Annotated in this window: 13 protein-coding genes and 1 tRNA gene; 9 read left to right on the top strand and 5 right to left on the bottom strand. The window is 73.9% G+C overall.

All coding sequences use genetic code 11. The features are described 5' to 3' along the window. Positions 1 to 148 precede the first annotated feature (148 nt). Complete coding sequence (locus tag ACOACO_RS01735; protein WP_420294532.1) at positions 149 to 775, bottom strand: LysE/ArgO family amino acid transporter; 627 nt, start codon at positions 773 to 775, stop codon at positions 149 to 151. A gap of 70 nt (positions 776 to 845) precedes the next feature. On the opposite strand from ACOACO_RS01735, the gene ACOACO_RS01730 reads away from it, so the two are divergent. Further along, on the top strand, positions 846 to 1,721 hold the full coding sequence (locus ACOACO_RS01730) for an ArgP/LysG family DNA-binding transcriptional regulator (RefSeq protein ID WP_420294531.1): 876 nt from the start codon (positions 846 to 848) through the stop codon (positions 1,719 to 1,721). A gap of 113 nt (positions 1,722 to 1,834) precedes the next feature. Here ACOACO_RS01730 and ACOACO_RS01725 read toward each other — a convergent pair whose 3' ends face one another. After that, positions 1,835 to 3,703, bottom strand: coding sequence for an acyl-CoA dehydrogenase (locus ACOACO_RS01725; protein WP_420294530.1), 1,869 nt, complete (start codon positions 3,701 to 3,703; stop codon positions 1,835 to 1,837). 258 nt (positions 3,704 to 3,961) lie between these two features. Here ACOACO_RS01725 and ACOACO_RS01720 point away from each other — a divergent pair, with 258 nt between their 5' ends. Both ACOACO_RS01720 and ACOACO_RS01715 read left to right on the top strand, forming a co-directional pair. Beyond that, positions 3,962 to 4,870 (top strand): sulfite exporter TauE/SafE family protein, encoded by a 909-nt coding sequence (locus ACOACO_RS01720; protein ID WP_420294529.1) that lies wholly within the window; start codon positions 3,962 to 3,964, stop codon positions 4,868 to 4,870. Positions 4,871 to 4,975: 105 nt separating this feature from the next. Next, positions 4,976 to 5,434, top strand: coding sequence for an RrF2 family transcriptional regulator (locus tag ACOACO_RS01715; protein WP_420294528.1), 459 nt, complete (start codon positions 4,976 to 4,978; stop codon positions 5,432 to 5,434). A gap of 33 nt (positions 5,435 to 5,467) precedes the next feature. Here ACOACO_RS01715 and ACOACO_RS01710 read toward each other — a convergent pair whose 3' ends face one another. The 3 genes from ACOACO_RS01710 to ACOACO_RS01700 form a co-directional block, all read right to left on the bottom strand. Continuing rightward, the gene (locus tag ACOACO_RS01710; RefSeq protein ID WP_420294527.1) at positions 5,468 to 6,205 is read right to left on the bottom strand and encodes a DUF2461 domain-containing protein; all 738 of its coding nucleotides are present in this window, start codon (positions 6,203 to 6,205) and stop codon (positions 5,468 to 5,470) included. Then, positions 6,205 to 6,280, bottom strand: a tRNA-Gly gene (locus ACOACO_RS01705). The genes ACOACO_RS01710 and ACOACO_RS01705 overlap by 1 nt, the downstream gene beginning before the upstream one ends. A gap of 29 nt (positions 6,281 to 6,309) precedes the next feature. Beyond that, the gene (locus tag ACOACO_RS01700; protein ID WP_420294526.1) at positions 6,310 to 7,107 is read right to left on the bottom strand and encodes an SGNH/GDSL hydrolase family protein; all 798 of its coding nucleotides are present in this window, start codon (positions 7,105 to 7,107) and stop codon (positions 6,310 to 6,312) included. Between the two features lie 67 nt (positions 7,108 to 7,174). On the opposite strand from ACOACO_RS01700, the gene dcd reads away from it, so the two are divergent. From dcd to ACOACO_RS01670, 6 genes are all read left to right on the top strand, one after another. Then, positions 7,175 to 7,750, top strand: a complete 576-nt coding sequence (gene dcd / locus ACOACO_RS01695) for a dCTP deaminase (protein ID WP_420294525.1) — start codon at positions 7,175 to 7,177, stop codon at positions 7,748 to 7,750. 116 nt (positions 7,751 to 7,866) lie between these two features. Beyond that, positions 7,867 to 8,925 carry an ABC transporter substrate-binding protein gene (locus ACOACO_RS01690; protein ID WP_420294524.1) on the top strand — a complete coding sequence of 353 codons (1,059 nt, stop codon included), beginning with the start codon at positions 7,867 to 7,869 and terminating at the stop codon, positions 8,923 to 8,925. A 7-nt stretch (positions 8,926 to 8,932) separates the two neighbouring features. Beyond that, complete coding sequence (locus tag ACOACO_RS01685) at positions 8,933 to 9,997, top strand: FecCD family ABC transporter permease (protein WP_420294523.1); 1,065 nt, start codon at positions 8,933 to 8,935, stop codon at positions 9,995 to 9,997. Continuing rightward, the gene (locus tag ACOACO_RS01680) at positions 9,994 to 11,070 is read left to right on the top strand and encodes a FecCD family ABC transporter permease (RefSeq protein ID WP_420294522.1); all 1,077 of its coding nucleotides are present in this window, start codon (positions 9,994 to 9,996) and stop codon (positions 11,068 to 11,070) included. Before ACOACO_RS01685 ends, ACOACO_RS01680 begins: the two co-directional genes overlap by 4 nt. Next, entirely contained in the window at positions 11,067 to 11,978 is a 912-nt protein-coding gene (locus ACOACO_RS01675; RefSeq protein WP_420294521.1) for an ABC transporter ATP-binding protein, read from the top strand. The genes ACOACO_RS01680 and ACOACO_RS01675 overlap by 4 nt, the downstream gene beginning before the upstream one ends. Next, positions 11,975 to 12,946 (top strand): siderophore-interacting protein, encoded by a 972-nt coding sequence (locus ACOACO_RS01670; RefSeq protein WP_420294520.1) that lies wholly within the window; start codon positions 11,975 to 11,977, stop codon positions 12,944 to 12,946. Before ACOACO_RS01675 ends, ACOACO_RS01670 begins: the two co-directional genes overlap by 4 nt. Positions 12,947 to 12,973 lie beyond the last annotated feature (27 nt).

The following is a 12,973-nucleotide window of genomic DNA, read 5'->3' as shown; positions in this document are numbered from 1 at the left end:
CAGCGAGGGCGGGCTACGGAGGTCGGGGCTCCCATCCTAGGGGAGGGCGCCGTCCCGTCCGCCTCCCGTCCGCCTCCCGTCCGTCCCCCGTCTGGCCGCCGCCCGGCCGCCGCCCGGTCGCCGTCGGCGCGTGCCCGGTCGACCGGCCTCAGACCACGGGCTGCAGCGCGAGCCGGGCCGCGATGGCGAGCATCACCAGGCCGACGAGCGTCTCGACGACCCGCCAGGTCGCCGGGCGCGACAGCAGACGGTGGGCGCGGCCCGCGCCGTACCCCAGCGCCGTGAACCACGTGAGGCTCGCGACGACCGCGCCGCCCGCGAACCACCACCGCAGGTCGGGCCCCTCCTGCTGGGCGACGGACCCGAGCATGAGGACGGTGTCGAGGTAGACGTGCGGGTTGAGCCACGTCAGTGCCGCGGCCGTCAGGAGGGTACGGCGCACGCCCACCCCCGCGGCCGCCGCCGGGTCGAGCGCCTCGCCCCGGGTGGCGCGGCGCAGCGCGAGCACGCCGTACGTGACGAGGAAGGCCACCCCGCCCCACCGGAGCACCTCGAGCGCGAGCGGCGCGGCGTCGACGAGGCCCCCGATGCCGGCCACCCCGGCGGTGATGAGCACCGCGTCGGAGACCGCGCAGACCGCGACCACCCCGGCGACGTGGCGGCGCAGCAGGCCCTGGCGCAGGACGAACGCGTTCTGCGCGCCGATCGCCACGATCAGCCCGAGGCCGGTGAACAGGCCGGTGGCGAGGGCGAGGGCGGAGTCGGGGAGGAGCACGTCGTCGACGCTAGGCCCGCCCCGGTGTGAAGGGAAGCGAAACGATCTTCGCATGCCTTAGCGTTGCTTCATGTTCGCGCCGACCCAGCTCGCCGCCCTCGTGTCCGTCGTCGACCACGGCACCTTCGAGGCGGCCGCCCGGGCCCTGCACGTCACGCCGTCCGCGGTCAGCCAGCGCGTCCGCGCGCTCGAGGCGCAGGTCGGCCAGGTCGTCGTGACCCGGGCCGCGCCGTGCCGGGCCACCGCCAGCGGCGAGGTGCTCGTCGCGCTCGGGCGGCAGACCGAGCTGCTGGCCACGGAGGCCTCCCGGCGCCTGGGGGGCGACGCCGGCCCCCAGGCCGTCGCGGTGGCCGTGAACGCCGACTCGCTCGCCACCTGGTTCCACGACGTGATCGAGGCGGTCGCCGGGTGGAGCGGCGTGGCCCTCGAGGTGCACGTCGAGGACCAGGGGCACTCCGCCCGCCTCCTGCGCGAGGGCCGGGTGCTGGCCGCCGTCACCTCCGACGACCAGCCGGTGCAGGGCTGCTCCGTGCGCCCGATCGGCGCGCTGCGCTACCACCCCGTCGTCGACGCCGACCTGCTCGAGCGGGTCGGCGGACCGGGCGCCGTGGACTGGCGGCGGCTCCCGCTGGTGCGGTTCAACGAGCTCGACACGCTCCAGCACGAGCAGCTGGAGCGCCTCGGCGTCCCGCCCCCCGACGTCGTGCACCGGGTGCCGACCACGGCCGACATGGCCGAGGCGGTCCGCCGCGGGCTCGGCTGGGGGATGTTCCTCGACGGCCAGCTCGACGAGCCCGGCACCGGCGCCCGCCCCGGGCGCCGCGTCGTGCCGCTGCCCGGCGGGCGGACCAGCTCCGTGCCGCTGTTCTGGCAGCGCTGGCGGGTGCGCTCCGAGGTGCTCGACCGGCTCACCGACGCGGTGCTGGCGGCGGCCCCGGGGCGGTGAGGCGCGCCGTACCGGCCCGAGTGCCCGACCGGGTACGACGAGGGGCCCCCGGCGGTGCGCCGGGGGCCCTCGCGTGGAGCGTCGGACGGTGGTCGTCCGGGTGGGTCAGGAGATCAGAACGCCGACTCGTCGAGGTCCATGATCGACAGGTCGGTCGCCTCGGCGATGGCCCGCTCGGCGCTGATCCGCGGGAGGTTGGTCTGCGCGAAGAACTGGGCCGCCGCGACCTTGCCCTCGTAGAACGCCTTGTCCTTGCCCGGGTCGCCCGCGAGCGCGTTGAGCGACACCTCGGCGCCGCGCAGCAGCAGCCAGCCGCAGACCACGTCGCCGAGCGCCATGAGCAGGCGGGTGGTGTTGAGGCCCACCTTGTAGACGTTGCGGATGTCGCCGCCGCTGGAGGCGTCGGCCGACATCAGGTCGTTGATCATCAGGCCGACGAGCGCGTTGGCGTCGTCGAGCGCCGTGGCCAGCAGGGCCCGCTCGGTCTTGAGGCGGCCGTTGCCCGCCTCGGACTCGATGAAGCCCTTGATCTCGCCCGCGAGGTGCCCGAGCGCGCGGCCCTGGTCCTTGACGATCTTGCGGAAGAAGAAGTCCTGGCCCTGGATCGCGGTGGTGCCCTCGTAGAGGGTGTCGATCTTGGCGTCGCGCACGTACTGCTCGACCGGGTACTCCTGCAGGAAGCCCGAGCCGCCGAAGATCTGCAGCGACTCCGTGCCCAGCAGCACCCACGAGCGCTCCGAGCCGTAGCCCTTGACGATCGGGAGCAGCAGGTCGTTGACGGCCTCCGCGAGGTCGTCCTTCTCGCCGGCGGCCTCGGCGATCTGCACCTTGTCCTGCCACGAGGCGGTGTAGAGCACGAGCGAGCGCATCGCCTCGGCGAACGCCTTCTGCGTCATCAGCGAGCGGCGCACGTCGGGGTGGTGCGTGATCGTGACGCGCGGGGCGGTCTTCGCCGAGTTGGTGAGGTCGGCGCCCTGGACGCGGTTCTTCGCGTACTCCAGCGCGTTGAGGTAGCCGGTCGACAGCGTCGCGATGGCCTTCGTTCCGACCATCATGCGGGCGTTCTCGATGACCTGGAACATCTGGGCGATGCCGTCGTGGATCTCGCCGAGCAGCCAGCCCTGGGCCGGCTCGCCGCCACCGACCTGCGGGTCGCCGAAGGTGACCTCGCAGGTGTTGGAGACCTTGATGCCCATCTTGTGCTCGACGTTGGTGACGTAGACGCCGTTGCGCTCGCCGGTGAGCTCGCCGGTCTCGTGGTCGAAGTGGTACTTCGGCACGACGAAGAGGCTCAGGCCCTTGGTGCCCGGGCCGCCGACGCCCTCGACGCCCGCGGGGCGGGCGAGGACGAGGTGGATGATGTTGTCCTGCAGGTCGGACTCGGCCGAGGTGATGAAGCGCTTGACGCCCGTGATGTTCCACGAGCCGTCCTCGTTCGGGGTGGCCTTGGAGCGGCCGGCGCCGACGTCCGAGCCCGCGTCGGGCTCGGTGAGCACCATCGTGGCGCCCCACTTCTTCTCGACCATCAGCTGCGCGATGCGCTTGTCGCGGTCGGTGCCGTTGCGGTGCACCACGGCGGCGAAGGCCGGGCCGGCGGCGTACATCCACACCGGGGCGTTGGCGCCGAGCACGAGCTCGCCGAGCGCCCACACGATGCTGGACGGGGCCTGCTGGCCGCCGAGGTCCTCGTCGATCTGCAGGCGCCACCACTCGGCGTCCATCCACGCGTCGTAGCTCTTCTTGAAGCTCGGCGTGATCGGGGCCGTGTGGGTGGTGGGGTCGAAGACCGGGGGGTTGCGGTCCGCGTCCTCGAAGGAGGCGGCCAGGTCCTCGCGGGCGAGGCGGTCGACCTCGCGCAGGACCTCGCGGGCGGTCTCGCCGTCGAGCTCGGCGAAGCGACCGGTCCCGAGGATCTCGTCGCGACCGAGCACCTCGAAGAGGTTGAACTCGATGTCGCGCAGGTTGCTCTTGTAGTGGCTCACGCTGCATCACCTTCGTGCGGTCGAGGAGGGGTCGGGCCGATCGCTACCAGCCAGTAACTTCAATCATCGGACGAGTCCGCGGAGATTTCAAGTCGCCGGGCGCGTTCCGGGACGAGGCGCTCACCACCTCGCACGGCCGCTGGTCTCGCGATGCGGACCGCTCCGAACACCGCCACGACAAGTAACCTAAGTTTTCTTGTCGAGTTAGCAGTCGCGGTCGTCTTGGCCGCGAGGACGACGGGCCCGAAGGGGGCAGGTGTGCGCAAGCTGATCGTGCTGGGAGTGGTGGGGTTCCTCGCCCAGCTCGTCGACGGCTCCCTCGGGATGGCGTACGGCGTGACCTCCTCGACGCTGCTGCTCGCCGCGGGCGTCGCCCCGGCGGCCGCCTCCGCCGCCGTGCACTTCTCCGAGATCGGCACGTCGCTGGTCTCCGGCTTCTCCCACCACAAGCTCGGCAACGTGGACTGGCGCACCGTCGCCATCCTGGCCGGGCCCGGCTTCGTCGGGGCCTTCGCCGGCGCGACCTTCCTCGTCAGCCTGCCGGCCGACACGGCCAAGCCCTGGGTCTCCGGCATCCTGCTCGCCCTCGGCCTCTACGTGGTCTTCCGCTTCCTGGTGCTCGGCGGTCGCCGCCCGCAGTTCAACGGCCGGCCCAGCGCCGGCTTCCTCGCCCCCATGGGCCTCTTCGGGGGCGCGCTCGACGCCATCGGCGGCGGGGGCTGGGGCCCGGTCGGCACCACGACGCTGCTCTCGTCGGGCCGTCTCGAGCCCCGCAAGGTGGTCGGCTCGATCGACACCTCGGAGTTCGTCGTCGCGGTCGGCGGCTCGCTCGGCTTCCTCATCGGGCTGGGCGCGGCGGGCATCGACTGGGGCTACGCCCTGGCGCTGCTGGCGGGCGGCGTGGTCGCGGCGCCGATCGCGGCGTACCTGGTCAAGATCCTCCCGGCGCGCGTGCTGGGCGTGGCCGCGGGCGGCCTCATCGTCCTCACCAACTCCAACACCATCGCCGGCTCGGCGGGGGCCAGCGGCGGCCAGGCCGGCGTGCTCGCCGCGGTGCTCGCGGTGCTGTGGGTGGCCGGCATCGTCTGGGCGGTCAAGCACGAGCGGCTCGCCCGCCGGGCCGCGGCCCGCGAGGCGGAGGCCGACGAGGACCTCCTGCCCGCCTGACCTCCGACCGACCCCCGCCCGACCCCCGCCTGAGCCCCGCCTGGCGCCCGTCGCCCGCCCGGCGGGCGCGGAACCGGGCGGCGTCGCTTCTGGTTGAATCGGGCCATGCGCGTCTCCGCGAAGTCCGACTACGCCCTGCGGGCCCTCATCGAGATGGCCGGGCGCGACAACGGACGGCCGGTCAGCGCGGAGGAGCTGGGTCGGCTCCAGGAGATCCCGCACGGGTTCCTCCAGGCGATCCTCGCCGACCTGCGGCGCGCGGGCCTCGTGGTCTCCCAGCGCGGGCAGTACGGCGGGTGGCGCCTGCAGCGCGAGGCCGGCGAGATCTCGGTGGCCGACGTCATCCGCGCCGTCGACGGCCCGCTGGTCTCCGTCTACGGCCTGCGCCCGGAGTCCGTGACCTACAACGAGGCCGCCGCGGTCCTGCAGCACGTGTGGATCGCCGCGCGGCACTCGCTGCGCGACGTCTTCGAGAACGTCACCATCGCCCACCTGTCGTCGCGCGAGCTGCCGGCCGCGGTCGTCGAGCGCACCGCCGACGAGGACGCCTGGCAGACGCGCTGAGCGCTGCGCCGTCCCGACGGGACGGGCCGGCGCTCAGGTCGGCTCGGCGCCGAACGGGTCGTCGAGCACCTCGGCCAGCGCCTCGACGAGCGGGCGCAGGGAGCGCCAGTCCCGCCGTACCGTCTCCGCGAAGCCGGGCACCCCGATGACAGCGGGCTCGAACCCGTGGTCCCGGTCGAGGTGCAGCGAGCGGTGGCGCAGCAGCGCGATGCGCGGGTGGCCGGCGTCGAAGCCCCGCGGGGCGGTCTTGAGGCGGTCCCCGCCCAGCGCCCAGCCGTCGGCCTCGGCCCCCGCGACCAGCTCCGCGAGCAGGGGTCCGGTGTCGGGGTCGGCCGCGTACGCCCGGTACCGGGCGAGCGCCGGGGGGTCGGCGCGGTAGAACCCCGCGCCGGTGCGCACGCCGCGCGCCGAGACCTGGACGTACCAGCCGCAGGAGGGACCGGCCGCGACGAAGGCGCCCTGGTGGGTCTTGTACGGCGTCTTGTCCTTGCGGAACCGCACGTCGCGGTAGGGCCGGAACACCTTCGCGGCGCCGAACTCCGCCTCGAGCGCCGCCGTCAGAGCGAGCATCGGCGCGCGGACGGAGTCGTCGTACTGCTGCCTGTGGGCGAGCCAGAAGCTGCGGGTGTTGTCGACCTCGAGGTCGTCGTAGAAGTCCAGCGCCTCCTCGGGGAAGCCCGCGAAGGCGGGCTGCCCGGGCTGCTCGGAGGGCTCGGGCTGCCGGTCGGGCGCGGGCTGCGCAGCCGCGCCGGGGGACGTCGGTGAGGACATGGAGCGGATGACGAGACTCGAACTCGCGACATCGACCTTGGGAAGGTCGCGCTCTACCAACTGAGCTACATCCGCACGGCCGGGCGGACCGGCCGCCGCCGATGCTACTCGATCGGGGCCAGGCCGGGTCGCCGAGGGGCGACCGTGTCCCCCGAGGAGCGGCCGGTGAGGCGTCGGTGCACCCACGGGCCGAGGTAGCGGCGCGTCCAGTCGAGGTCGGCGCGCACCTTCGCCAGCCGGGGTACGTCGGGGATCGCCGCCAGCGGGAGCGGCTCCAGGCCGTGCTCGAGGACGCCGAGGGCGTCGAGCACCATCATCGCGACGAGCTGGTGCCCGGCCGGGCCGAGGTGCATCCGGTCCTCGTCCCACAGGCGGGCGTCGGAGGAGGCCAGGTCGGCCGGGAGCTGGCGGGCCATCCGCCACGAGTCGGCGATCGTCGCGCCGTGGCGCTCGGCGATCTCGCGCACGTGCTCGTTGTAGAGGGCGAAGCGCCCGCGGATCGGCGCGTAGATGCCGCCGCTGCCCGGGTCGAAGGCGGTGAAGAGCACGATGCGCGCCCCGGTGGCGGCCAGTCGACCGACCGCCTCGTCGTACACGACCGCCAGGGCGTCCAGGTCGACCTTCGGGCGCACGATGTCGTTGGCGCCGGCGTAGACCGTGACGAGGTCGGGCTCGAGGTCGACCGCGGGCTGCACCTGCTCGTCGACGATCCCCCGCAGCTTGCGGCCGCGGACGGCGAGGTTGGCGTAGCGGAAGTCGTCGGTGCGGCTCGCCAGCACCTCCGCGACCCGGTCGGCCCATCCGCGCACGCCGTTCGCGCGGGTCGGGTCGTGGTCGCCCACGCCCTCGGTGAAGGAGTCGCCGAGGGCGACGTAACGGTGGAAGACGGTCTCGCTGGGCACGGATCCAGTGTGCCGGTGGGCGCGGGCGCCGCTGTCGGGGGGCCGGTCCCGGGTTAGGTTGGGCGCCGTGCTGCTCTCCGACCGCGACATCCAGGCCGAGATCGAGGCCGGACGCGTCTCGCTGGACCCCTTCGAAGCCGCCATGGTGCAGCCGTCGTCCGTCGACGTGCGCCTGGACCGGTTCTTCCGGGTCTTCGACAACCACCTGCACGCCCACATCGACCCGGCCGAGGACCAGCCCGACCTGACCCGCGAGGTCGAGGTGACCGGCGACGAGCCGTTCATCCTCCACCCGGGCGAGTTCGTGCTGGGCTCGACGTACGAGGTCGTGGGGCTGCCCGACGACGTCGCCGCGCGGCTCGAGGGCAAGTCCTCCCTCGGCCGCCTCGGCCTGCTGACGCACTCGACGGCCGGCTTCATCGACCCCGGGTTCGCCGGGCACGTGACGCTGGAGCTGGCGAACGTGGCGAACCTGCCGATCAAGCTGTGGCCCGGGATGAAGATCGGGCAGCTCTGCTTCTTCCGGCTGAGCTCGGCGGCCGAGCACCCGTACGGCTCGGCGCGCTACGGCTCGCGCTACCAGGGGCAGCGGGGGCCGACGCCGTCGCGGTCGTTCCTCAACTTCCACCGCACCGCCATCTGACGGCCGGCCGCCGGACGGGCGGGCGTGAGACCCGGGTCACGGGGAGTTGCCAAGGTTAGGCACACCTTAGTAGCGTCCAACGGGTTGTCATCCCCCGTCACCCGAAGGGCACTCCGTTGTCTCTCCCCACCCTGCGCCGCACCACGGCCCTCGCGGCCGCTGCCGGCGTGGCCCTGCTCGGCCTCTCCGCCTGCTCCACCGGTTCGTCCGACGCCGACTCCGCGGGCGAGGCCACGGCCAACACCACGGCCGAGGCCGACGCGTTCCCCGTCACGATCGCCACGAGCTTCGGTGACGTCACCATCGAGGACGAGCCCGACCGGGTCGTCACGCTCGGCGTCGACGGCGAGAACGCCGTCGCCCTGGGCGTCGCCCCGATCGCGATCGAGAAGATGAGCTGGGGCGGCAACGACGAGGGTCGCACCGACTGGTTCGACGAGGCGCTCGCAGAGATCGACGGCGCGGAGGAGCCGCAGCTGCTCGACGTCACCGACGGCATCCCGACCGCGGAGATCATCGCGCTGGAGCCGGACGTCGTCATCGGCACCAACTCGGGCCTGACGCAGGAGGACTTCGACACGCTCACCGACGCCGGCATCGACGTCGTCGGCTACCCGGGCACCCAGTGGGCGACCACGTGGCGCCAGTCCATCGAGATGGTGGGCCAGGCCCTGGGCCGCACGCAGCAGGCCGAGGAGGCCGCCGCCGACGTCGAGGAGGCCATGGCCACCGCCATCGAGGAGAACCCGCAGGTCGACGGCGCGTCCTTCCTCTGGACGTTCTTCTACCCGACCGACCTCTCCAAGGTCAGCGTCTACACCGAGACCGACAACCGTCCCGGGATCCTCACCGAGCTCGGCATGACGAACCCGCCGCTCGTCGAGGAGGCCGGCGCCGAGACGTTCTTCTTCGACGTCTCCTCCGAGCGCGTCGCCGACCTCGAGGCCGACGTGATGATCGCCTACGGCAACTCCGCCGACGAGGCCGAGCAGCTGCTCGCCACGCCGCTCGCGCAGCAGATCCCGCCGGTGGCCGACGGCAACTACGTCATCTCGCTGGAGCCCAACGACACCCTCGGGCTCTCGTTCCCGTCGGTGCTGGGCATCCCCGTCGCGCTCGACGCCTTCATCCCGAAGGTCGCCGCGGCGATCGACGGCACCCCCCAGGTCAACTGAGCAACCGATGACCTCGTCCTCGACCGTCTCCCCCGAGACGGAGGACTCCCCGGACCTGCCCGGCCGGACCGCCACAGCCGGCCGGGCACGGACCCGTCGCCGGGGGACGACGACGAGCGTCGCGATCTGCGTCGCGGCGCTCGTCGTCGCCACCCTGGCGTCGCTCTGCATCGGCAACCGCGCCGTCGACCCCCGCGCGCTGCTCGACGGCGACCACGCCGACCACGCGGTCATGCAGGCCCGGCTGCTGCGCACGCTCGTGGGCCTGCTGCTCGGGGCGGCCTACGGCCTCGCCGGCGCGGCGCTGCAGGGCCTGACCCGCAACCCGCTGGCGGACTCCGCCCTCCTCGGCATCAACGCCGGCGCCGCGTTCGCGATGGTCGCCGGCATCACCTACGTCGGCGTCGGCTCGATCGGCGGCTACGTCTGGTTCGGCTTCCTCGGGGCGGGCGTGGCCGCCCTCGGCGTGCACCTCGTCGCGAGCATCGGCCGCGGCGGCGCCACCCCGGCCAAGCTCGTCATCGCCGGCGCGGCCCTGACCGCCGCACTCACCAGCTGGACCACCGGCATCCTGCTCACCAGCCGCGAGACGCTCGACCAGATCCGGGCCTGGCAGGTCGGCAGCGTCGCGGGCAAGCAGATGGACGCCTTCCTCACGGTCGCGCCCTTCCTCGTCGTCGGCATCGTCGTCGCCCTCGCCAGCGCCCGCGTGCTCAACGCCCTGGCGCTCGGTGACGAGCTCGCCCGCGGCCTGGGCCGCAACCTGGCCCGCGACCGCGCCGTCGTCGGCGTGGCCGTCATGCTCCTCATCGGCGGCTCCGTCGCCCTCGCCGGCCCGATCGCCTTCCTCGGCCTGCTCGTGCCCCACCTCGTGCGCCGCCAGGTGGGCGGCGACTACGCGAAGGTCCTCCCGCTCAGCGCCGCCTGGGGTGCGCTCCTCCTCGTCGTCGCCGACACCGTCGGCCGCTTCGCGCTGCCGCCCGGCGAGGTGCAGGTGGGCGTGATGACCGCCGTCATCGGCGCCCCCGTCTTCATCTTCATGATCCGTCGCGGAAGGCTGGCCAGCCTGTGACCGCCCTCGACGCCCGCCCGGTCGGCGTGCCGGCGCCGGCTCCCGTCGTACCGGACGTCGCCGCCGTGCGCCGGGCCCGGCGCGGCCCGCGGCGCCGCCACGCCCTCGTCGTGGCCGGCACCGGCGCGGCCACCCTCACCGCGCTCGTGGTGAACCTGCTGCTCGGCGACTACACCTTCACGTTCCCCGACGCCGCGCGGATCATCGCGGGCGTCGGCATCGACCGGCCGACGGCCGAGTTCCTGATGATGGAGCAGAAGCTGCCGCGCGCGCTCGCGGCGCTCTGCGTCGGGCTCTGCTTCGGCGCGGGCGGCGCGGTCTTCCAGACCGTGCTGCGCAACCCGCTGGCCAGCCCCGACATCGTCGGCATCAGCACGGGCGCGAGCGCCGCGGCGGTGTTCGCCCTGCTGGCCCTCGGCCTGCGCGGCGACGTCGTCGCCCTCGCGGCCGCGGTCGGCGCGGTGCTCACCGCCCTGGTGGTCCGCTGGGTCGCGGGCGGGATCGGCAGCTACCGGCTCGTGCTCGTCGGCGTGGGTCTGTCGGCCGCCCTGCTGTCGGTCGTGCACTACCTCTTCACCCGCGCCGCCGTGTGGGACGCCCAGCTGGCGCTGCGCTGGCTGACCGGCAGCGTCGCCGGCTCGGGCTGGCCCGAGGTGCGGGTGCTCGCGATCGTCCTCGTCGTGCTGCTGCCGGTGCTCTGGTGGTCGGCGCGGTCCCTGCGCATCACCGAGCTCGGCACCGACGCGGCCACCGGCCTCGGCGTCACCTCCCGGCGGGCCGAGCTGCTCATGCTCGTCGCGGTGCTCCTCGTGGCCGCCGGGGTGGCCGGGGCGGGCCCCGTCTCGTTCCTCGCCTTCCTGTCGGGCCCCATCGCCCGCGGCCTCAACGCGGGCCGCACGAGCATCGTGGGCGCCGCGCTGGTCGGCGCGACCCTGCTGCTCGCCGCGGACTTCACGGGGCAGTACCTCATCGGCACCGTCAACGTGCCGGCCGGCGTGCTCACCGGAGCCGTCGGCGCACCGTTCCTGCTCTGGCTGATGGCCCGGGGCGCATCCGGAAGGAGTCCGCGATGACCGCGGCCAGGACCCAGGCGGCCCCGACCCGCCTGTACGCCGACGGGGTCTCGCTCGGCTACGACGACCGCACGATCGTGCAGGACCTGACGCTCGCCGTCCCCGACGGCAAGGTCACCGTGATCGTGGGCGGCAACGGCTGCGGCAAGTCGACGCTGCTGCGCGGCATGGCGCGCCTGCTGCGCCCGCGGGGCGGGGCGGTGCTCCTCGACGGCCAGGCCGTGCACTCGCTGCCCACGAAGCAAGTCGCGCGCACCCTCGGCCTGCTGCCGCAGAACCCGATCGCTCCCGAGGGCGTGACGGTCGTCGACCTGGTCGGCCGCGGCCGGCACCCCCACCAGGGCGGCCTGCGACGCTGGGGGCACGAGGACGACCGGGCGGTCGCCGAGGCCCTCGCGCTCACCGACACCACCGAGCTCGCCGAGCGCGTGGTCGACGAGCTCTCGGGCGGCCAGCGACAGCGCGTCTGGATCGCCATGGCCCTGGCGCAGGGCACGGACCTGCTGCTGCTCGACGAGCCCACGACGTACCTCGACGTGGCCCACCAGGTCGAGATGCTCGACCTGCTCGCCGACCTCAACGAGCGCTCCGGCACGACCATCGTCATGGTGCTGCACGACCTCAACCTGTCCGCCCGGTACGCCGACCACCTGGTCGCCATGAAGTCCGGCCGGATCGTGGCGGAGGGCGGGCCCCACCAGGTCGTCACGGAGGCCGTCGTGCGCGACGTGTTCGGCCTGGAGAGCCGGGTCATCCCCGACCCGGTCTCCCACACGCCCCTCGTCGTGCCGGTGGGTCGCCACCTCGGGCGCGCCGTCCACCCGCCGGCCCCGGCCGGCTACCCCGACCACGAGCCCGCCGTACCGGTCGGCGCCGGGTCCCACCCGCACCCCGAGGAGTCGTCGTGAGCGAGCAGTCCCTGGTCCTGGCCGAGGTGGAGGTCCGCGCGGTACGGCGGGTCTCGCCGTCCTTCGTCCGGGTCGAGCTGGGGGCCGACGAGCTCGCCGACCTCGGCACCGACGGCCCGTGGCTCGACCAGCGCTTCAAGATGCTCTTCCCCTCGCCCGGCTGCCCGCTGCCGCCGATCCCGTCCGACGACACCTGGTACCAGGCGTGGCTCGCGCTGCCCGAGGACGAGCGCGGCTGCGTGCGGACCTACACGGTGCGCGACGTCGTCGGCGAGGGCACCGACACCCGCCTCGTCGTCGACATCGTCGTGCACGACCCGGGTGAGCACGGCGAGGCCACCGGCCCCGGCAACGAGTGGGCGCGCTCGGCGACCGTCGGCGACCGCGTCATCGTGCTCGCGCCGCGGCGCGGCCACTTCTTCGGGGGCATCGAGTGGGCCCCCGGCGACGCCACCGACCTGATGATCGTGGGGGACGAGACCGCCCTGCCCGCCGTGTACGGCGTGCTCCGCGACCTCCCGGCCGACGCCCGCGGCGTCGCGTTCGTCGAGGTCCCCCGCAGCGACGACGTGCTCGACGACGTCGTGGGCCCGCCCGGGGTCGAGGTCGTGTGGCTGCCGCGCGACGGCGCCCCGCGCGGCGACGAGCTGCGCGTGCGGGTGCTCGAGCGCCTCGACCGCACGGCGGAGGACCACGCCCGCGTGCTCGCCGCGGCGGCCGACCTCGTCGTGCCGGACGAGGAGATCGACCCCAACCTGTGGGAGACCCCGGCGTACTCCTCCTCCGGCGAGGAGGTCAGCGGCGACGGTCCCGTGGAGGGGCCCTACGCCGGGCTCTACGCCTGGATCGCCGGCGAGTCCAAGGTCGTGACCGGCCTGCGCCGCGCCCTCGTGAAGGACCTCGGCATCGACCGGCACCAGGTCGCGTTCATGGGCTACTGGCGCGAGGGCGTCGCCATGAAGTCCTGACGCTGCCGTCAGCCCGACCGTCACTCC

This window comes from Nocardioides sp. CPCC 205120, assembly GCF_048654585.1.
In the GTDB taxonomy this organism is placed as follows: domain Bacteria; phylum Actinomycetota; class Actinomycetes; order Propionibacteriales; family Nocardioidaceae; genus Nocardioides.
This window is presented reverse-complemented; position numbering and strand designations above follow the sequence as displayed.